The 18,552-nt window shown below is 60.6% G+C and carries 18 protein-coding genes; 10 read left to right on the top strand and 8 right to left on the bottom strand.

Translation table 11 applies throughout. The features are described from left to right. Positions 1 to 171: 171 nt before the first annotated feature. Positions 172 to 1,665, bottom strand: a complete 1,494-nt coding sequence (locus ODQ19_RS09780; protein WP_330209911.1) for a CoA-acylating methylmalonate-semialdehyde dehydrogenase — start codon at positions 1,663 to 1,665, stop codon at positions 172 to 174. A 39-nt stretch (positions 1,666 to 1,704) separates the two neighbouring features. Beyond that, a complete protein-coding gene (locus ODQ19_RS09775) occupies positions 1,705 to 3,054 on the bottom strand; it encodes an aspartate aminotransferase family protein (protein ID WP_003188272.1) in 1,350 nt (449 codons plus the stop codon). 126 nt (positions 3,055 to 3,180) lie between these two features. Here ODQ19_RS09775 and ODQ19_RS09770 point away from each other — a divergent pair, with 126 nt between their 5' ends. The 6 genes from ODQ19_RS09770 to ODQ19_RS09745 all read left to right on the top strand — a co-directional run bounded on the left by ODQ19_RS09770 (position 3,181) and on the right by ODQ19_RS09745 (position 9,239). After that, entirely contained in the window at positions 3,181 to 4,101 is a 921-nt protein-coding gene (locus ODQ19_RS09770; RefSeq protein ID WP_034125912.1) for a LysR family transcriptional regulator, read from the top strand. 88 nt (positions 4,102 to 4,189) lie between these two features. Then, positions 4,190 to 5,584 (top strand): uracil-xanthine permease family protein, encoded by a 1,395-nt coding sequence (locus ODQ19_RS09765; RefSeq protein WP_330209910.1) that lies wholly within the window; start codon positions 4,190 to 4,192, stop codon positions 5,582 to 5,584. A gap of 87 nt (positions 5,585 to 5,671) precedes the next feature. Then, positions 5,672 to 6,331 (top strand): TetR/AcrR family transcriptional regulator, encoded by a 660-nt coding sequence (locus ODQ19_RS09760; protein ID WP_014716776.1) that lies wholly within the window; start codon positions 5,672 to 5,674, stop codon positions 6,329 to 6,331. A gap of 12 nt (positions 6,332 to 6,343) precedes the next feature. Beyond that, complete coding sequence (locus ODQ19_RS09755; protein ID WP_044275476.1) at positions 6,344 to 6,925, top strand: IMPACT family protein; 582 nt, start codon at positions 6,344 to 6,346, stop codon at positions 6,923 to 6,925. A gap of 56 nt (positions 6,926 to 6,981) precedes the next feature. Beyond that, entirely contained in the window at positions 6,982 to 7,668 is a 687-nt protein-coding gene (locus ODQ19_RS09750; RefSeq protein WP_116668230.1) for an SDR family oxidoreductase, read from the top strand. Positions 7,669 to 7,880: 212 nt separating this feature from the next. After that, positions 7,881 to 9,239: an 8-oxoguanine deaminase gene (locus ODQ19_RS09745; protein ID WP_116668229.1), complete on the top strand. Its 1,359-nt coding sequence runs from the start codon at positions 7,881 to 7,883 to the stop codon at positions 9,237 to 9,239. 134 nt (positions 9,240 to 9,373) lie between these two features. Here the strand turns inward: ODQ19_RS09745 and ODQ19_RS09740 are convergent, their stop codons facing one another. Further along, positions 9,374 to 10,465, bottom strand: coding sequence for a calcium:proton antiporter (locus ODQ19_RS09740; protein ID WP_116668228.1), 1,092 nt, complete (start codon positions 10,463 to 10,465; stop codon positions 9,374 to 9,376). Between the two features lie 192 nt (positions 10,466 to 10,657). On the opposite strand from ODQ19_RS09740, the gene ODQ19_RS09735 reads away from it, so the two are divergent. Next, positions 10,658 to 11,611, top strand: a complete 954-nt coding sequence (locus ODQ19_RS09735; RefSeq protein ID WP_032893723.1) for an adenosine deaminase — start codon at positions 10,658 to 10,660, stop codon at positions 11,609 to 11,611. A gap of 138 nt (positions 11,612 to 11,749) precedes the next feature. On the opposite strand, the gene ODQ19_RS09730 is transcribed toward ODQ19_RS09735, so the two are convergent. The 3 genes from ODQ19_RS09730 to ODQ19_RS09720 all read right to left on the bottom strand — a co-directional run bounded on the left by ODQ19_RS09730 (position 11,750) and on the right by ODQ19_RS09720 (position 15,073). Further along, on the bottom strand, positions 11,750 to 13,120 hold the full coding sequence (locus tag ODQ19_RS09730; protein WP_330209909.1) for an MFS transporter: 1,371 nt from the start codon (positions 13,118 to 13,120) through the stop codon (positions 11,750 to 11,752). A gap of 201 nt (positions 13,121 to 13,321) precedes the next feature. Continuing rightward, on the bottom strand, positions 13,322 to 14,008 hold the full coding sequence (locus tag ODQ19_RS09725) for an ArsR/SmtB family transcription factor (protein ID WP_330209908.1): 687 nt from the start codon (positions 14,006 to 14,008) through the stop codon (positions 13,322 to 13,324). A gap of 153 nt (positions 14,009 to 14,161) precedes the next feature. After that, entirely contained in the window at positions 14,162 to 15,073 is a 912-nt protein-coding gene (locus tag ODQ19_RS09720) for a LysR family transcriptional regulator (protein WP_003188255.1), read from the bottom strand. Positions 15,074 to 15,190: 117 nt separating this feature from the next. On the opposite strand from ODQ19_RS09720, the gene ODQ19_RS09715 reads away from it, so the two are divergent. The 3 genes from ODQ19_RS09715 (at position 15,191) to ODQ19_RS09705 (ending at position 16,961) form a co-directional block, all read left to right on the top strand. After that, a complete protein-coding gene (locus ODQ19_RS09715) occupies positions 15,191 to 15,484 on the top strand; it encodes a putative quinol monooxygenase (protein WP_003188253.1) in 294 nt (97 codons plus the stop codon). A 137-nt stretch (positions 15,485 to 15,621) separates the two neighbouring features. Next, positions 15,622 to 16,635, top strand: coding sequence for a zinc-binding alcohol dehydrogenase family protein (locus tag ODQ19_RS09710; RefSeq protein ID WP_330209907.1), 1,014 nt, complete (start codon positions 15,622 to 15,624; stop codon positions 16,633 to 16,635). A gap of 146 nt (positions 16,636 to 16,781) precedes the next feature. Next, positions 16,782 to 16,961, top strand: a complete 180-nt coding sequence (locus tag ODQ19_RS09705) for a hypothetical protein (RefSeq protein ID WP_014716767.1) — start codon at positions 16,782 to 16,784, stop codon at positions 16,959 to 16,961. An 8-nt stretch (positions 16,962 to 16,969) separates the two neighbouring features. Here the strand turns inward: ODQ19_RS09705 and ODQ19_RS09700 are convergent, their stop codons facing one another. After that, positions 16,970 to 18,163, bottom strand: a complete 1,194-nt coding sequence (locus tag ODQ19_RS09700; protein WP_003188248.1) for a multidrug effflux MFS transporter — start codon at positions 18,161 to 18,163, stop codon at positions 16,970 to 16,972. A gap of 87 nt (positions 18,164 to 18,250) precedes the next feature. Beyond that, complete coding sequence (locus ODQ19_RS09695) at positions 18,251 to 18,448, bottom strand: heavy-metal-associated domain-containing protein (protein ID WP_330209906.1); 198 nt, start codon at positions 18,446 to 18,448, stop codon at positions 18,251 to 18,253. Between the last annotated feature and the right edge of the window lie 104 nt (positions 18,449 to 18,552).

Below are 18,552 nucleotides of genomic sequence, written 5' to 3'. Positions count from 1 at the left end.
TAACTCATTGTTTACCAAGGAGTTTTCCGTTTCGACTGCGCCGGAAGTGGGGCGAATTATAGGCCTCCAGAATCTGCCGTCAACCTTCTTTTTCACATTTCTGTCATATAAGTCAAAAAACCCAGTAACGCAAAGGCCGGCCCCAGGGGCCGGCCTTCTACCTACCGAGCCTTACAGACTAGGGAAGGCGAATTGCGACGCTTCATGGCTGGCCCGTTGCGGCCAACGCTGGGTGATCGCCTTGCGACGGGTATAGAAACGCACCCCGTCCGGCCCATAGGCATGCAAGTCGCCAAACAGCGAACGCTTCCAGCCACCAAAGCTGTGATACGCAACCGGCACCGGCAGCGGCACGTTAACCCCCACCATGCCGACTTCAATCTCATCACAGAACAGACGCGCCGCTTCACCGTCACGGGTGAAGATGCAAGTACCGTTGCCGTATTCATGCTCATTGATCAGCTGCATCGCCGCTTCCAGGCTATCCACCCGCACTACGCACAGCACCGGCCCAAAGATCTCTTCTTTATAGATACGCATCTGCGGGGTGACGCGGTCAAACAAGCTACCACCGAGGAAAAAACCTTGCTCATGCCCGGTAACACTCAAGCCACGGCCATCAACGACCAGCTCAGCCCCCGCCGACACACCGTCTTCTATATAGCCACTGACTTTATCCCGCGCCTGCCCCGTCACCAACGGCCCCATATCCAGCCCGCAAGAAGTGCCCGCCCCAATCTTCAACGCCTTGACCTGCGGCACCAGCTTGGCGATCAACGCATCCGCTACCTGGTCGCCCACGCACACAGCCACCGAGATCGCCATGCAACGCTCACCGCAGGAACCATAAGCTGCGCCCATCAGGGCACTCACCGCGTTATCCAGGTCTGCATCCGGCATCAGCACCGCGTGATTCTTCGCCCCACCCAGCGCCTGCACACGCTTGCCACGTTTGGTCGCTTCGGAATAGATGTACTCGGCAATCGGCGTCGAGCCTACAAAGCTCAAGGCTTTGACTTCCGGCGCTTCGATCAATGCGTCCACCGCGCCCTTGTCGCCATGCACCACGCTGAGCACGCCTTTAGGCAGCCCGGCTTCCTGCAACAGCTGCGCAATCAACAGCGTCGAACTCGGGTCGCGCTCTGAAGGTTTAAGGATGAAACAGTTACCGCAGACAATCGCCAGCGGGTACATCCACAACGGCACCATCGCCGGGAAGTTGAACGGTGTGATACCCGCCACCACGCCCAGCGGCTGAAAGTCCGACCATGCATCAATGTTCGGCCCTACGTTGCGGCTGTATTCACCCTTGAGAATCTCCGGTGCCGAGCACGCGTATTCCACGTTCTCGATCCCACGCTTGAGCTCACCCGCTGCGTCTTCCAAGGTCTTGCCATGTTCTTCGCTGATCAACTGCGAGATCCGTGCTTCGTTCTGCTCCAGCAGTTGCTTGAAACGGAACATCACTTGGGCACGCTTGGCCGGCGGCGTATTGCGCCAGGCCGGAAACGCGGCCTTGGCTGAGTCAATCGCCTGTTGAATGGTTTCACGACTGGCCAACGGCACCTGGTGAATCACCTGGCCGGTAGACGGGTTATAGACGTCGGCACAACGACCGCTGTCGTTGACCAGCTCACCGTTGATCAAATGCTGGATAAGGCTCATGCAGGGCTCCTGAAAAATTGTTCTATATAGAAGGAGAAATCAGTCGATCTTGTTCAGCACTTCGCCGACCGCGTCAAACAGACGGTCCAGGTCCTGCGGCTTGCTGTTGAAGGTTGGCCCGAACTGCAGGGTGTCGCCGCCAAAACGCACATAGAAACCGGCTTTCCACAATGCCATGCCGGCCTCGAATGGGCGCACGATGGCATCTCCATCACGCGGGGCAATCTGGATAGCACCGGCCAGGCCGTAGTTGCGAATGTCGATCACATTCTTGCTGCCTTTCAAACCGTGCAGCGCGTTCTCAAAATGTGGCGCGACTTCGGCTACGCTCTGCACCAGGTTTTCTTTCTGCAACAGGTCCAATGCCGCCAAGCCCGCCGCGCAAGCCACAGGGTGCGCCGAGTAGGTGTAGCCGTGGGGGAATTCCACGGCGTACTCCGGCGTCGCCTGGTTCATAAAAGTCTGGTAAATCTCGCTACTGGCAATCACCGCGCCCATCGGGATAGCGCCGTTGGTGACTTGCTTGGCGATGCACATCAGGTCCGGGGTCACGCCGAAGCTGTCGGCACCGAACATCGAGCCGGTGCGGCCAAAGCCTGTGATCACTTCGTCGAACACCAACAGGATATTGTGCTGGTCGCAAATTTCGCGCAGACGCTTGAGATAACCCTGCGGTGGCACCAATACGCCAGCGGAACCGGCCATCGGCTCGACAAACACCGCGGCAATATTCGACGCGTCATGCAGCTCGATCAGCTTGAGCAACTCATCGGCCAAGGCAATACCGCCCTGCTCCGGCATGCCCCGGGAGAAGGCATTGCTGGCCAGCAAGGTGTGAGGCAGATGGTCGACATCCATCATCGCCTGGCCAAACAGCTTACGGTTACCGTTCACACCGCCCAGGCTGGTACCGGCGATGTTCACGCCGTGGTAACCACGGGCGCGACCAATCATCTTGGTCTTGGTGGCCTGGCCTTTGAGGCGCCAGTAAGCCCGCACCATCTTCACCGCCGTATCGGCACATTCAGAGCCCGAATCGGTGAAAAACACATGATTCAGGTTGCCTGGGGTCAGGTCGGTGATCTTTTCCGCCAACTGGAAGGACAACGGATGACCGTATTGGAAGCCCGGAGAGTAGTCCAAGGTGCCCAATTGCTTAGCGACCGCTTCCTGGATTTCCTTGCGCGTATGCCCGGCGCCACAGGTCCACAGGCCCGACAACGAATCATAAACCTTGCGCCCTTTGTCATCGGTCAACCAGCTACCCTCGGCGGCCACGATCAGGCGTGGATCGCGCTGGAAGTTGCGGTTGGCGGTGTAAGGCATCCAGTGCGCATCCAGCTTCAATTGGCTGGCCAGGGACGATGGGGCGTTTTCGGGCATGTTCATCAGCAAAACCTCGCAGGGCAACAGGCAGCGTCGGGATTGAAAAAGCGTTGTTGCAGCTAAATTGCCACGGGGATAAAGTCGGTGAAATCCAACTCTTCTAACCTTCAGTCAGGACTTCACTAAACTATGAGCAGCCGTCGTCCCGACCCTTTGGCGCAAGTCAGTGACTTTGATATTCGCCTGCTGCGCATCTTTCGCAGCGTGGTGGAGTGCGGCGGCTTCTCGGCAGCGGAAACCGTCCTCGGCATCGGTCGCTCGGCCATCAGCCAGCAGATGAGCGACCTTGAGCAACGGCTCGGGTTGAGGCTCTGCCAACGTGGCCGTGCCGGGTTTTCCCTGACGGAAGAAGGCCGCGAGGTCTATCAGTCTGCCCTGCAACTGCTGAGTGCCCTGGAAAGCTTTCGCACCGAGGTCAACGGCCTGCACCAACACTTACGCGGCGAGTTGATCATTGGCCTCACCGACAACCTCGTCACCCTGCCCCATATGCGCATCACTCACGCACTGGCGCAGTTGAAGGAGCGCGGCCCGGACGTGCAGATCCAGATCCGCATGATCGCCCCCAATGAAGTGGAGCAAGGTGTACTCGACGGTCGCCTTCACGTCGGTGTGGTGCCCCAGGCCAGCGCACTGTCGGGCTTGGAGTACCAGCCGCTGTACAGCGAGCGCTCCTTGCTCTATTGCGCGGTCGGCCACCCGCTGTTTTATGCCGATAACAAGCAACTCGACGACGAACGAGTCGACAGCCAGGACGCCATCGCCCCCACCTTCCGCTTGCCCGCGGAGATCCAGGCCCATTACCAGGCGCTCAACTGCACCGCCAGTGCCTCAGACCGTGAAGGCATGGCGTTCCTGATTCTCACCGGGCGTTATATCGGCTACTTGCCCGATCATTACGCCAGCCTGTGGGTACAACAAGGCCGACTGCGTGCGCTGAAACCGGCGACACGTTTCTACGATTTGAGCCTGGCATCGGTCACGCGCAAGGGCCGTCGCCCTCATTTGGTGCTGGAAAGTTTCCTGGAAAGCCTGGCCGCCACCCGCTAACTCGGGCCTTGCACAAAAAGCTGAGCACATGGACAGCTTTTTGCAAGGACTCAAGGACCTTGAACCGTCCGCCTTGAGTTGACCCGCCATGCCCCCAGAATCCTCCAGCCCCAGCGACCTGATCTACGGCCTCAACGACCGGCCGAAACCACTGCCCGCTCTCCTCGCGGCGCTGCAACATGTACTGGCGGCGTTCGTTGGCATCATTACGCCGCCGCTGATTATTGGCTCCACCCTCGGTCTCACCGCCCACTTGCCCTACCTGATCAGCATGGCATTGATGGTTTCCGGCGTAGGCACCTTCATCCAGGCACGCAGGCCGTTTGGCATCGGTGCCGGCATGATCTGCCTGCAAGGCACCAGCTTTGCGTTTCTCGGCGCGGTGTTGTCAGCAGGTTTTCTGGTGAAGCAACGCGGTGGCAGCCCGGAAGACATTCTGGCGATGATTTTCGGCGTGTGCTTCTTCGGTGCAGCGGTACAGATTGTATTGAGCCGCTTTATCGGCCAGCTGCGCCGCGTGATCACACCGCTGGTGACCGGCATTGTGATTACGCTGATCGGCATCAGCCTGATCAAAGTGGGCATCACCGACCTCGGCGGCGGTTTCAATGCACCGGACTTCGGCGCCCCCGCCAACCTGGCGCTGGGCCTGTTCGTGGTTTTGACGATAATCCTGCTAAACCGCTCGAACACGCCCTGGGTACGTTTGTCGGCCATTATTATTGGCCTGGCCCTGGGCAGCCTCGCGGCGTGGTTCAGCGGCAAACTGATTCCCCAGGCGTTGCCTGACCTGCCATTGGTCAGCCTGCCTACACCATTCCGCTTTGGTTTCAACTTCGACTGGAGCGCCTTCCTGCCGATTGCGCTGATTTATCTGATCAGCAGCATTGAAACCGTCGGCGATCTCACCGCCAATTGCATGATTGCCCGCCAGCCCATCAGCGGCCCTTCTTATATAAGTCGGCTCAAGGGCGGCGTCCTCGGCGATGGGGTGAGCTGCATGATCGCCGCAACCTTCAGCGCCTTCCCCAACACCACGTTTGCGCAGAACAATGGCGTGATCCAACTCACCGGCGTGGCCAGCCGTTACGTCGGTTTGTACATCGGCGTGTTGCTGTTCTGTCTGGGCCTGTTTCCATTGATCGGCGCCGTGCTGCAGCAAATCCCCAAGCCGGTGCTGGGCGGCGCCACCCTGGTGATGTTCGGCAGCGTGGCTGCGGCCGGCGTGCGCATCCTTGCCCAGGCACCGCTGGACCGACGCAGCATGCTGATCATCGCCACCTCATTCGGCGTTGGCTTGGGTATCGCCGCGCAACCCAACCTGCTGCACCTGATGCCAACACTGGTGCAGAACCTGTTCGACTCCGCCATCACCAGCGGCGGTATCACCGCCATCCTGCTGTGCCTGTTACTGCCGGAGGCCAAGGCAAGTAGCGCCGCCGCCAACCACAGCCCGGATCGCGACAGCCTGGAACCGCTTTGACGGTTTTATTGCATCAGGACTTGTCTGAGGCTTGAGGGTGGGTTATCTGTGCACACGTCGTCTCTATCGATCAGCACGGAAACCTCCATGAGCCTCGAAGTTCCTGCCCACAGCAACCACGCCGGTAAACCCGCCAGCCGCATTCGGCAAAAGAACGAACAAGCGATTCTCCAGGCTGCTGAAGATGAATTCGCGCGCCATGGCTACAAAGGCACCAGCATGAACACCATCGCTGCCAGTGCCGGGCTGCCCAAGGCCAACTTGCACTACTACTTCACCAACAAGCTGGGCCTGTACGTCGCGGTGCTGAGCAATATCCTCGAACTGTGGGACAGCACCTTCAACGCGCTGACCGCCGAGGACGACCCGGCCGTGGCGCTCGCTCGCTATATCCGCACCAAGATGGAATTCTCGCGCCGCCAACCCCAAGCCTCGCGGATCTTCGCCATGGAGATCATCAGCGGTGGCGAATGCCTCACTGAATATTTCGGCCAGGACTATCGGGCCTGGTTCAGTGGCCGTGCCGCGGTGTTCCAGGCGTGGATCGACGCCGGCAAAATGGACCCCGTCGACCCCGTGCATCTGATTTTCCTGCTGTGGGGCAGCACCCAGCATTACGCCGACTTCGCCACCCAGATCTGCCGCGTTACCGGCCGCACCAAGCTGACCAAGCAGGACATGGAAGATGCCGGCACCAACCTGATCCATATCATTCTCAAAGGCTGCGGCATCAAGCCAGCCCTATAAACGAAGCGATTTATGTCTTTTACGCTCACCGGCTTTTGCGAGTTTCGTGAAGAAATACGCAAAAGCCGCTTTATCACCTTGGCGGCGCCGATTACCAGCCCGCAGGACGCCCAGGCGTTTTTCGAGCAACACAGCGACCTCAACGCCACGCACAACTGCTGGGCCTGGAAGCTGGGCGATCAATACCGCAGCAGCGACGACGGCGAACCCGGTGGCACCGCGGGGCGCCCGATCCTTGCGGCCATCGAGGCCCAGGGCTTTGATCAGGTGGCCGTCTTGGTGATCCGCTGGTACGGCGGCATCCAACTGGGCACGGGTGGGTTGGCCCGCGCCTATGGCGGCGGGGCCAATAAATGCCTGCAAAATGCCGAACGCATCGAGCTGATCAGCCGCGTCCCCCTGAGTTGCGCCTGTGGCTTCTCCGAACTGAACCTGGTGAAGCTGCGTGTCGCTGAACTCGGCGGGCTTGTGGTGGAGGAAACCTTCACCGCCAACGGCGTAGAGCTGCAGCTCGCACTGGGAGAGGCGCACATCGACACCCTGCAAACCCAGCTCGCCGACCTGAGCCGTGGGCGCATCCTGCTCGAGCGCTGAAACTGCTACTGTTATGCGCTGAACTCCCTGAACCGCGATTTCAAAGGAAGCCTTTCATGTCTACGCCAAAAACCGCACTGATCATCGGCGCCTCGCGCGGGCTGGGCCTTGGCCTGGTCAAGCAACTGCTCCAGGACGGCTGGGACGTGACCGCCACCGTGCGCGACCCGAACAAGGCCGATGCCCTGAAAGCCGTGGGGCCGGTGCAGATCGAGAAGTTGGATATGGACGACCAGCAAGCCGTGATCGCCCTGGCCCAGCGCCTGAAAGACCGCACATTCGACTTGCTGTTCGTCAACGCCGGCGTCAAGGGCCCGGCCAACCAGGAGCCCGGCTACGCGACCCTGGCGGAAGTCGGCCAGCTGTTCTTCACCAACGCCGTGGCGCCGATCAACCTGGCCCAGCGCTTTATCGGGCAGATCCGCAAAGACACCGGCGTGCTGGCTTTCATGAGTTCGGTGCTGGGCAGCGTGACCATTCCCGACGGCTCGGACCTGGCGCTGTACAAAGCCAGCAAGGCCGCCCTCAATTCGATGACCAACAGCTTTATCACCCAACTGGGCGAGCCCAAGCCGACGGTGCTGTCACTGCATCCGGGCTGGGTGAAGACCGACATGGGCGGCGAAAACGCCCACATCGACGTCGAGACCAGCGTGCGCGGCCTGGTGGACCAGGTAAATGCCTACACCGGCAAAGGCGGCCATCACTTCGTCGACTACAAAGGCGACACCATCGCCTGGTAACCACCCCCAACTGTAGGAGCGAGCTTGCTCGCGAAGAACGCCCAGGCAATGCGTTAAACCAGACTGCCCGCGTCATCGTTGACGATTTTCGCGAGCAAGCTCGCTCCCACAGAGGTAAACTGCCCACCTCGCCCTTCCCGGCGACCCTGGATCAGCAGACAGGGCAACACTGAGCTGGCAAACCTGAACCCATCATTCAGAGGAGCCGGCCAATGCCTGCGACCCGTATCTGGTTAAAAAACCCCCTCGCGATTTTCACTGCCAATGGCCTCGATGCCCGTGGCGGCCTGGTGCTGCAAGACGGTGTCATCACCGAAGTGCTGGCCCAAGGGCAAGCGCCTGCACAACCCTGCGCGCAGGTGTTCGATGCCCGCGAGCATGTGGTGCTGCCTGGGCTGATCAATACCCACCACCACTTCTATCAAACCCTGACCCGCGCCTGGGGCCCAGTGGTCAACCAGCCGCTGTTTCCCTGGCTGAAAACCCTGTACCCCGTATGGGCGCGGCTCACCCCGGAAAAACTGGCCCTGGCCAGCAAAGTCGCCCTGGCCGAGTTGCTGCTGTCGGGCTGCACCACGGCGGCCGATCACCACTACCTGTTCCCCGATGGCTTGGAGAACGCCATTGATGTGCAGGTCGAGACCGTGCGTGAACTGGGGATGCGCGCCATGCTCACTCGCGGTTCCATGAGCCTGGGCGAAGCCGATGGTGGCCTGCCGCCGCAGCAAACGGTGCAGCAAGGCCAGGTGATCCTCGAAGACAGCCAGCGTCTGATCCGCGAATATCACCAGCGCGGTGACGGGGCGCAGATCCAGATCGCCCTGGCGCCGTGCTCGCCGTTTTCCGTCACCCCCGAAATCATGCAAGCCAGCGCCGAACTTGCCAACCAGTTGGACGTGCGCCTGCACACCCACTTGGCGGAAACCCTCGACGAGGAAGATTTCTGCCTGCAACGCTTCGGGCTGCGTACCGTGGATTACCTCGACAGCGTCGGCTGGCTCGGCCCACGCACCTGGCTGGCCCACGGCATTCATTTCAACCCGGACGAAATAGCGCGCCTGGGCGCCGCCGGCACCGGCATCTGCCATTGCCCAAGCTCGAATATGCGCCTGGCCTCCGGCATCTGCCCTACCCTGGACCTGCTTGCCGCCGGTGCCCCCATCGGCTTGGGCGTGGACGGCTCGGCCTCCAACGACGCTTCGAACATGATCCTTGAAGCACGCCAGGCCCTGTACATCCAGCGCCTGCGTTATGGCGCGGAAAAAATCACCCCCGAAGGCGTATTGGGCTGGGCCACCAAGGGCTCGGCGCAGTTGCTGGGGCGCACGGATATTGGCGAGTTGGCCGTCGGCAAGCAGGCGGACCTGGCACTGTTCAAACTCGATGAACTGCGCTTCTCCGGCAGCCATGACCCCATTTCCGCGCTGCTGCTGTGCGGCGCGGACCGGGCGGATCGAGTGATGGTCGGCGGCAAGTGGCGGGTGATCGACGGCCAAGTCGAAGGCCTTGACCTCAAGGGCTTGATCGCCGATCACAGCCAGGCGGCGCGGCAGTTGATCGCGGGCACCTAAGCCAGGCGCCAATCAAAATGTGGGAGCGGGCTTGCTCACGAATGCGGTGGTTCAGTCACAGATGTACTGACTGACACAGCGCATTCGCGAGCAAGCCCGCTCCCACATTGGATCTGTGCCACCTTTCAAATCGGTTACAAACCCAACAGCGACAGCATGATAAAAGTCGCAAACAACACAAAATGCGTCATCCCTTCTATCGCATTGGTTTCACCATCGTTGAGGTTGATCGCGCTGACGATCAGGGTGATAAACACCATCACCGTTTGCACCGGCGTCATCGCCATCTGGAATGGCTGCCCGGTATAGAGCGCCATGGCTTCCATCACCGGCACCGTCAGAATCACCGTAGACAACGAAGCCCCCAGAGCGATGTTGACCACCGATTGCATGCGGTTGGCCAGGGCGGCGCGCAGTGCCGTGAGGATTTCCGGCGCGGCCGAGATAGCCGCCACCACAATCGCGGTAATCACCGGCGGTGCACCTGTGCCTTCCAGGCCCAGGTCGAGGGTCTTGGACATCACCTCGGCCAGCGCGCCAATCACGACCACTCCAAACACCAGGGTCGCAATGGAAAACGTCAGGCTGACAGACGGCGCGTGCTCGTCTTCCGGCTGTTTCTTGCGGCGTTTTTCCGGGTAGCTGTAGCTGAAGAAATAACTGTGCGGCCCCACCTGCATACGCAGGAATAAGGTGTAAAGCACCACCATCGCGCCAATGGTGAAGGCCGAATAAATTTTCCAGTCGGCTTCGGGGATAAATTCCGGCACCACCATCGACACACCCATGGCAGTAAGAATCATCACACTGTAGGTGCGCGCCGAGTCATCGTTGTAGGACTGTTCGCCATGCTTGATGCCGCCCATCAGCGCGGCCAGGCCGAGGATGCCGTTGATATCGAGCATCACCGCTGAGTAAATGGTGTCGCGCACCAGAGTCGGCGATGGCTCGTTGCTCATCATGATCGCCAGGATCACCACTTCCACCAATACAGCGGCGAGGGTCAGGATCATGGTGCCGTAGGGGTCGCCGACTTTTTCCGCCAACTGCTCGGCGTGATGAGCCACGCGCATCGATGCCATCACGATAAACGCGATCAGCGCGAAACCGGCCAGCAGCGCGACCAGTTGGCCGCTGTGAAGCATCCAGTGTTCCAGCGGGTAGGCGGCGATGGCGGCAATCAGCGCCAGCAGCATGAATTTTTCTTGCTTGAGGGATGTGAGCATTCCGGGCCTTTTCGTACAGCGAATCAGTCATTGATGGGGTACAGACTGCGCCGAGCCGCTAACGTTTCGTTACACCTTAGTTCAGGCCGCCCTTGCGTGAGTGACAGAAATACTCTCCTGCTGGTCAGGTTTTGCCGATTATTTCAGCCATGGCCTGTAGAATGCCGCCATTGCACCTGATGAGATTTTAAAATGTACGATTGGCTCAACGCCCTGCCCAAGGCTGAATTGCACCTGCACCTGGAAGGCTCGCTGGAGCCCGAGCTGCTGTTCGCCCTGGCCGAGCGCAACAAGATTGCGCTGCCATGGAACGACGTCGAAACCCTGCGCAAGGCCTACGCCTTCAACAACCTGCAAGAGTTTCTCGACCTGTATTACAAAGGCGCCGATGTGCTGCGCACGTCCCAGGACTTCTACGACCTGACCTGGGCCTACCTGCTGCGCTGCAAAGCCCAGAACGTGATCCACACTGAACCCTTCTTCGACCCGCAAACCCACACCGACCGTGGCGTGCCGTTCGAAGTGGTGCTCAACGGCATCGCCGCTGCGCTTAAAGACGGCGAGCAGCAACTGGGCATCACCAGCGGTTTGATCCTCAGTTTCCTGCGCCACCTGAGCGAAGACGAAGCGCAGAAAACCCTCGACCAGGCGCTGCCTTTCCGTGACGCGTTCGTGGCCGTGGGCCTGGACAGCTCGGAAATGGGCCACCCCCCGAGCAAGTTCCAGCGCGTGTTCGACCGCGCCCGTCACGAAGGCTTTTTGACCGTGGCCCACGCAGGTGAAGAAGGCCCTCCCGAGTACATCTGGGAAGCCATCGACCTGCTGAAGATCCAACGCATCGACCATGGCGTGCGCGCCATCGAAGACGAGCGTTTGATGCAGCGCATCATCGACGAGCAGATCCCGTTGACCGTGTGCCCACTGTCCAACACCAAGCTCTGCGTGTTCGACGACATGGCCCAGCACAACATCCTCGACATGCTCGAGCGTGGCGTGAAAGTCACCGTGAACTCGGATGACCCGGCGTACTTCGGCGGCTACGTCACCGAGAACTTCCATGCGCTGTACACCAGCCTGGGCATGACCCAGGACCAGGCCACACGCCTGGCGCAGAACAGCCTGGATGCGCGGCTCGTGAAGCCATAACTGGTAATCATTGGATGTACACGGGCTAAATGTGGGAGCGGGCTTGCTCGCGAATGCGGTGAACCAGTCTACAGTTGCATCGACTGACACGCCGCCTTCGCGAGCAAGCCCGCTCCCACACTGGTTTTGCATGGTCCTTTAGGTTTCGCTGAGTTCTTCCAGGGTCTTGCCCTTGGTCTCCATCCCAAACAGCCACACCACCAGCGCCGCCACCGCAAAGCACAGCGCGCCCAAGGCAAATACCCCGCCCTGCCCGGTTATCGGGAACACCAGCCCGGTCACCAATGGCCCCAGCAACGAACCAACCCGCCCAATCGCCGACGCAAACCCCGAGCCGGTCGCACGTGCCGAGGTGGGATACAACTCCGGCGTGTAGGTGTACAGCACCGCCCACATGCCAAACAGGAAGAACTGCATCAACAACCCTGAGGTGATCAGCAGGCCCACGTTGCCGCCAAACACTGCGCTCTGCCCATACACAAACGCCATCACCCCGCCGCCCAGCAAGGTCACCACGCACACGGGCTTGCGTCCCCAGCGCTCGACCAACCACGCGGCCATCAAAAAGCCTGGGATTCCGCCCAGGGAAATGATCACCGTGTAATACACCGACTGAGTCACAGCAAAACCCGATTGCTGCAACAACGCACTCAACCACGACGTCAGCCCGTAGAACCCAAGCAGGGCGAAGAACCACACACTCCAGATCATCATCGTGCGTTGGCGGTACTGCGCTGACCACAGCTGCTGAAACGCGGAGAAAAACGTCCCCGGCGCACTCTCGATCCGTGGCAGGGCAATCGGCTCCGGCAAGTCGGCGCGGCCCAGGGAATCGCGCACCTTGTGCTCGATGCCCAGCAAGACCTTGTCCGCCGCCTCATGGCGCCCAGCCTGTTCCAGCCAACGCGGCGACTCCGGGATAAAGAAACGGATGGCCAGCACAAACACCGCCGGTATCGCCAACACCAGAAAGATGTCGCGCCAGCCAATCACCGGCAATAAGAAGTAAGACAACACACCCGCGGCCACAAAACCCAACGGCCAGAAGCCATCCATCAAGGCGATGTAACGCCCGCGTCGCTTGGCGGGGATCAGCTCCGACAGCATCGACTGGGCAATGGGAAACTCCATGCCCATGCCAATGCCCAGCAAGATCCGGAACAACGTCAGCGTCTCCACCGTCTGCGCCGTGGAACACAGGTAGCTCGCCAGGCCCCAGAGTACGATGCTCCACTGGAACACCGGCTTTCGCCCGAAGCGATCAGCAAGCATCCCGGACAGCGAAGCGCCCACCACCATGCCGAAAAAACTCGAACTGGCCAGCAACCCGGCCTGGGCCGTGCTCAGGCCAAACTCGGTTTTGATCGAGCCCAACAGGAAGGTCATCATCGCCAGGTCCATGGAGTCAAAGAAAAACGCCAGGGCGATGATGATGAAAATGATTCGGTGGTAACCGCTGATGGGTAACCGTTCCAGGCGTTCCGCCGCGCTATAACCCTGCCTACCCATGCCGCACCCCTCGTATGAAAAAATCCCCTTGGCGAGTGTGCGGCATCGTTTGCGCCGGCTATTGCTGGATGCGACCTGACGACAGCTGAGAACGACGCCAGCACCTGTAGGAGCGAGCTTGCTCGCGAAGATCGTTAACGATAACGCGGGGCATCTGGAGAAAACGCGGCGCACTCAAGTTTTTCGCGAGCAAGCTCGCTCCTACAGTTTGGCAATGCGAGCTATGTGCTCAAGCCCCCCGTCATTGACCGACAGGGCCCGTGACTCGTTGATCACACTGATCCAGTTCGCCTGCAGAAACAGTTGCATCAAGCCCGCCCCCAACGCACCGCCCAGATGGGGTTGCTGCTGGCTCCAGTCGAAACAGTCGCAGGCCAGCGGCGATGCCAATGCCTGGGTAAAAATGCCCAGTTCCGCCAACGCCTGCACGCCCTTGGGCGTCACCTCGGTACGCTGCTCATGGCGCTCAATCCATCCGGCCTCAAGCATCCGTTGATACAGCTGCGCCGCCAGCTCGCCGCCGAGATGGCCGTGGCACCAGCGGGCGCGGCGCAGCAACGGCGGTGCGCGCAGCGCCGGTGGCAAAACATCCGGGGTGCTGCGGGCCGCGCTAGCCATAGTGGTGCTGGCCAATGCATCAATGGCGGTGCTGACATCAGCGGCCGCTACCCGAAACAGGCGCTGGCCTCGCCGCGCCTCGATCCGCAACAGGCCGCTGCCGGTCAGCCGCGCCAAGTGTGCATTGGCTGACGCCGGCGACAAACCGGCCAGCGTTGCCAGCTCGTCTGAAGATTTCGCCGAACCGTCCATCAAGGCCCAGAGCATGGCCGTGCGTTTAGGCTCGGCGAGCAAGCTGGCGATCTGACTGATGCAAGGTGCTGCTCCCATGTATTCACTCCCTGTTAAACCATTTTTTCTGCTGCGGTTGACGCCCAAGTATAGGTGCGCGGGCAGTAGGTTCCGCGGCGTCTGACAGTGCAGATCAGGACAGGATACGAGTGAAACTTCCGAGCGTGGCGCAGGCTATTGCCGAGAAGCCATTCACCCCGGTCGCTGCGCGGTCAATGTCGCACAGCGGGACACGAGCATGTCCCGCAGCAGATTGATGGGTTTACTCAATTGCGCACGGTGGGCGCACAGCAGGTTGAGCGGGGTGCGCTCGCCCTGCAGTTCCGGCAGGATCAAACGCAGGCGCCCGGCCAGCACATCGGTGCTCACATCCAGCCACGACTTGTAGGCGATGCCCATGCCCGCCACCGCCCAGCGGCGCACCACATCAGCGTCATCGCTGAAGCGATCGCCGCTGACCGTCAGGCTTACGTGGCGCTTGCCATCGTAAAAACCCCAGTGGTCGTGGACGCGGCTGCCGAGCATGTACAGCAGGCAATTGTGCTGGGCCAGTTGTTCCAGATGGCGCGGCTCGCCATGCCGGGCGAGGTAGCTGGGTGCGGCGCAGAGTACGCGAATATTGTCCGGGGCGATGGGCAGCGCAATCAGGCTGGAGTCTTCGGGTTCGCCGTAACGCAGGGCAATGTCCACGGGCTGGCGGAACAGGTCGGCAATGCGATCACCGAGCAACAGGCGCACGTTCAGTTGCGGATGCTCCTGCTGGAATGCGTCCAGCCACGGCAACAGTTGGTTGCGGCCAAAATCCGAGGGTGCCGACAATTGCAGCACACCACTGACGTGATCCTGGCCACTGGCCAATAGGCGCCGCCCTTCATCCAGCGCACTCAGTGACGCCCGTGCGTACTCCAGAAAGCCCTCGCCTTCGGCCGTCAGCCGAAGGCTGCGGGTAGAGCGCGCCAGCAAGCGCGTGCCCAGCTGCTGTTCGATACGCTTGAGCGCAGCACTGGCCACCGCCGGTGACAGGTCCATGACCCGCGCCGCAGCCGACAGGCTGCCCAAGTCCGCCGCCCGCACAAACAACTGCAAATCATCAAAACGCAGCATGCATTTCCGCTCATTATCAATATTTGGTTGAAACAGCCTGCTGTTTTAGCCGCTTTTATCGGCATGGGAAATAGCCAATCATCTGCCCATCCCGTTAGCCCGTGCCAGGAGTCGACTATGTCCACCGCTTTTAACGTCATCGCCACGCTGATCGCCAAACCCGGCCAGCACGCCACCCTGGAGACCCTGCTGCGCGGCCTGCTGGAACCGACTCGCCTGGAAGCCGGTTGCGAGCAGTACGACCTGCACCAGGACCTGCAACACCCCGAGACCTTCTACATGCTCGAGCGCTGGAGCGACGACGCGGCGCTGGCCGACCACGACCAGAGCGCGCATATCCAGAGCTTTCGCGCCAAGGCCGCCGATGTGATCGAACACTTCGAACTCAAGCGCCTGAAATTTCTCGCCTGATCCCGCCTTTTTTTGTAGGAGCGAGCTTGCTCGCGAAAACCCAAGGACGACGCGCGAAATCAGAAACACCGCGTCATCGTTAACGATCTTCGCGAGCCAGCTCGCTCCTACCTTGACCGTATTCACTTGGAGTCATCATGAAAGCCATCGCCTACTACGCCTCACTGCCGATCAACGATCCAAAATCCCTGCAAGACATCGAACTACCAGCCCCAGAGGCCGGCCCCCGTGACCTGTTGGTGGAAGTCAAAGCCATCTCGGTCAACCCGGTGGACACCAAAGTGCGCCAGAACGTCGCCCCGGAAAATGGCGCCGCCAAAGTGCTGGGTTGGGACGTGGCGGGTGTGGTCAAGGCGGTCGGCAGTGACGTGACGTTGTTCAAGGCCGGCGACAAGGTCTACTACGCCGGTTCCCTGGTACGCCCAGGCGGCAACAGCGAACTGCACACCGTGGATGAACGCATCGTCGGCCATATGCCCAAGAGCCTGGGGTTTGCCGAAGCGGCCGCATTGCCGTTGACCGCCATCACCGCGTGGGAGCTGTTGTTCGAACGTTTGCAGGTGACTGAAGGCAAGGACGATCAAGGCCAGAGCCTGCTGATCGTCGGCGCTGCCGGTGGCGTGGGGTCGATCCTGACTCAACTGGCCAACCAGCTCACCGCGTTGAAGGTCATCGGCACCGCCTCGCGCCCCGAAACCCAGGCATGGGCCAAGGCTCTGGGAGCACACGTGGTGATCGACCACAGCCAGCCGCTGAGCGAAGCGTTGAAACAGGCCGGGCACGGGCAAGTCACCCACGTTGCCAGCCTGACCCAGACCGAGCATCACCTGGACCAACTGGTCGAAGCGCTGCAACCCCAAGGCAAGCTGGCGTTGATCGACGATCCCAAGGCCCTGGATGTGAGCAAGCTCAAGCGCAAGAGCCTGTCGCTGCACTGGGAGTTCATGTACACCCGTTCGATGTTCGAGACGCCAGACATGATCGAGCAGCACAACCTGCTCAACCGCGTGGCCGAACTGATCGACGCCGGCATCCTGAAAACCACGGTAGGCGAGCACTTCGGCGTGATCAACGCGGCGAACCTGTGCCGCGCCCACGCCCTGCTGGAAAGCGGTAAGGCCAAGGGCAAGATCGTGCTGGAAGGGTTCTGAAAAAACGGCTGTCAGTGTCGTCCGTTATCTGCGTAGGTAATGGACGACACCATTAGTCCGAGAGTTGATCCTTGTCATATTTATGAGCCCGTTCAGGTTTATATTGGCCGCCTTTGCCACGATTCTTTTACGTGAGGAAGTCAGCAATGAAAATCCTGATAAAAGCGTTAGCAAAATCCCCAGGCAGCCAATGGCAAGTTCGTCTCGACGGCGAGGCCATCACCTTCCGCAGTGAGGCCGAGGCCCGCGCCTTCGCCGACACGCTGCAGGCCCGGATCCAGGCTCCCCATCGCTTCCCCCTCAACCAGCAACGCTCCGCTGGCTGAGCCGAACTTCAGACCTGCGCCTGTACGGCCCTTGCCCGTTGCAGGCGCTGGGTCGCCATGGCAATGGTCACCGCCAGCACACCGCAGAGGCTGATGACCATGGCCATCGGCATCGCCGTCCCGTCGTGCAACACGCCGACCAACGACGCCGCGCCTGCCGCCACACCGAACTGGATGCAACCGAGCAACGCCGACGCGCTACCGGCCCGAGCACCCTGCCCGCTCATGGCACAGGCCGAGGTATTCGGCAAAATGCAGCCCAGGCTGGCGATACAGATAAACAGCGGCACCAGCAACGGCCATAGTGCCTCGGTGCGCAACGCGGCAATCCCCAACAGCGTCAACGCCGCCGCCACGTAGACCCACACGGTGCGCGACAGCAAAAACGCCGGGCCGCGCTTGGCGAGCAATCTTGCGTTCAGTTGCGCCACCAGGATAAAGCCCGCGGCGTTGGAGCCGAACAACCAGCCGTAATGCTCGGCCGGCACGCCATAGAGCTTGATAAACACGAAGGGTGAGCCGGCGATGTAGGCAAACATCCCGGCAATCGAGATGCCGCCGGTCAAGGCATAGCCCAGGTACACCCGGTCTGACAGTAGCGAGCCGTAGCGGCGCAACGAGCCCGACAACGGCTGACGCGGCTGATCGGCCGGGAAGGTTTCCGGCAACCCGACCGCCACGGCGATGGCCGCCATCACGCTGAACAACGACAACGCCAGGAAAATCGACTGCCAGCCCCACACCCCGACCATCAGGCCACCGGCCAACGGCGCCAGGATCGGGGCCAGGCCGGTCACCAGCATCAGTTGCGAATACACCTTGGCCGAGCCCACGGCATCGCATTTGTCACTGACCACCGCCCGGGAAATCACCATGCCCGCGCACCCGCCAAGAGCCTGCACGAAACGCGCGCCAATCAGCCACTCCAGGGACGGCGCATACGCACAAGCGAAAGACGCGAGGGTAAACAGGGTGACGCCGCTGAGCAGCGGCACGCGCCGGCCAAAGCGGTCCGCCAGCGGCCCGTAGATCAATTGACCAATAGCCAGGCCCGCGAAATACACGGCCAGGGTCAGTTGGATATGTTTTTCGTCAGTGGCAAAGGCCGTGGCCATTGCCGGAAAGCCCGGCAGGTAAAAGTCGATCGCCAACGGCGCGAAGGCGCTCAGGGCGCCCAGAATCAGGATTATGCGAAGGTTCATCAGACACCCAAGTGAGTCGGCAGCTCAACAGTCTAGCCGCGCTTGGGTGCCATGAACATTACGTTAGGTGGCTAACGATCAGAAAAATCACGCCAGCTTGGCGCTGTAGCCTTCTTCGGTAATCAGGTCGATCACTTTGTCCGAGGACAGACTGCTTGCCACCCGCACTTCTTTAGCCTTCAAGTCGACTTCCACACTCGCCGCCGAATCCTGTCTCTGTACCGCCTGGGTCACCGCTTTAACGCAGTGGCCGCAGGTCATTCCTTCAACGCTGAATATTTGCATGACATGACTCCTTTGATGAGGTTGCGCCCAGTCTCAAGCTTGCCATGATGGAAAGGTCAAGTTTCAAAAAAAACGGCCGGGCTGGTATTCGAAGGCGACGTCGG

This window comes from Pseudomonas sp. AM4(2022) (assembly GCF_036346515.1).
Lineage (GTDB): Bacteria > Pseudomonadota > Gammaproteobacteria > Pseudomonadales > Pseudomonadaceae > Aquipseudomonas > Aquipseudomonas paracarnis.
Note: the sequence above shows the minus strand (reverse complement) of the source record. Positions and strands in the feature narration are given on the sequence as shown.

Excerpts from the sequence above, each read along its gene's own strand:
- ODQ19_RS09730 (WP_330209909.1), bottom strand. The coding sequence starts at position 13,120 with ATGGGTAGGCAGGGTTATAGCGCGGCGGAACGCCTGGAACGGTTACCC.
- ODQ19_RS09725 (WP_330209908.1), bottom strand. The coding sequence starts at position 14,008 with ATGGGAGCAGCACCTTGCATCAGTCAGATCGCCAGCTTGCTCGCCGAG.
- ODQ19_RS09705 (WP_014716767.1), top strand. The coding sequence starts at position 16,782 with ATGAAAATCCTGATAAAAGCGTTAGCAAAATCCCCAGGCAGCCAATGG.
- ODQ19_RS09740 (WP_116668228.1), bottom strand. The coding sequence starts at position 10,465 with ATGCTCACATCCCTCAAGCAAGAAAAATTCATGCTGCTGGCGCTGATT.
- ODQ19_RS09750 (WP_116668230.1), top strand. The coding sequence starts at position 6,982 with ATGTCTACGCCAAAAACCGCACTGATCATCGGCGCCTCGCGCGGGCTG.
- ODQ19_RS09695 (WP_330209906.1), bottom strand. The coding sequence starts at position 18,448 with ATGCAAATATTCAGCGTTGAAGGAATGACCTGCGGCCACTGCGTTAAA.
- ODQ19_RS09715 (WP_003188253.1), top strand. The coding sequence starts at position 15,191 with ATGTCCACCGCTTTTAACGTCATCGCCACGCTGATCGCCAAACCCGGC.
- ODQ19_RS09710 (WP_330209907.1), top strand. The coding sequence starts at position 15,622 with ATGAAAGCCATCGCCTACTACGCCTCACTGCCGATCAACGATCCAAAA.
- ODQ19_RS09735 (WP_032893723.1), top strand. The coding sequence starts at position 10,658 with ATGTACGATTGGCTCAACGCCCTGCCCAAGGCTGAATTGCACCTGCAC.
- ODQ19_RS09745 (WP_116668229.1), top strand. The coding sequence starts at position 7,881 with ATGCCTGCGACCCGTATCTGGTTAAAAAACCCCCTCGCGATTTTCACT.
- ODQ19_RS09760 (WP_014716776.1), top strand. The coding sequence starts at position 5,672 with ATGAGCCTCGAAGTTCCTGCCCACAGCAACCACGCCGGTAAACCCGCC.
- ODQ19_RS09765 (WP_330209910.1), top strand. The coding sequence starts at position 4,190 with ATGCCCCCAGAATCCTCCAGCCCCAGCGACCTGATCTACGGCCTCAAC.
- ODQ19_RS09755 (WP_044275476.1), top strand. The coding sequence starts at position 6,344 with ATGTCTTTTACGCTCACCGGCTTTTGCGAGTTTCGTGAAGAAATACGC.
- ODQ19_RS09770 (WP_034125912.1), top strand. The coding sequence starts at position 3,181 with ATGAGCAGCCGTCGTCCCGACCCTTTGGCGCAAGTCAGTGACTTTGAT.
- ODQ19_RS09720 (WP_003188255.1), bottom strand. The coding sequence starts at position 15,073 with ATGCTGCGTTTTGATGATTTGCAGTTGTTTGTGCGGGCGGCGGACTTG.
- ODQ19_RS09700 (WP_003188248.1), bottom strand. The coding sequence starts at position 18,163 with ATGAACCTTCGCATAATCCTGATTCTGGGCGCCCTGAGCGCCTTCGCG.
- ODQ19_RS09780 (WP_330209911.1), bottom strand. The coding sequence starts at position 1,665 with ATGAGCCTTATCCAGCATTTGATCAACGGTGAGCTGGTCAACGACAGC.
- ODQ19_RS09775 (WP_003188272.1), bottom strand. The coding sequence starts at position 3,054 with ATGAACATGCCCGAAAACGCCCCATCGTCCCTGGCCAGCCAATTGAAG.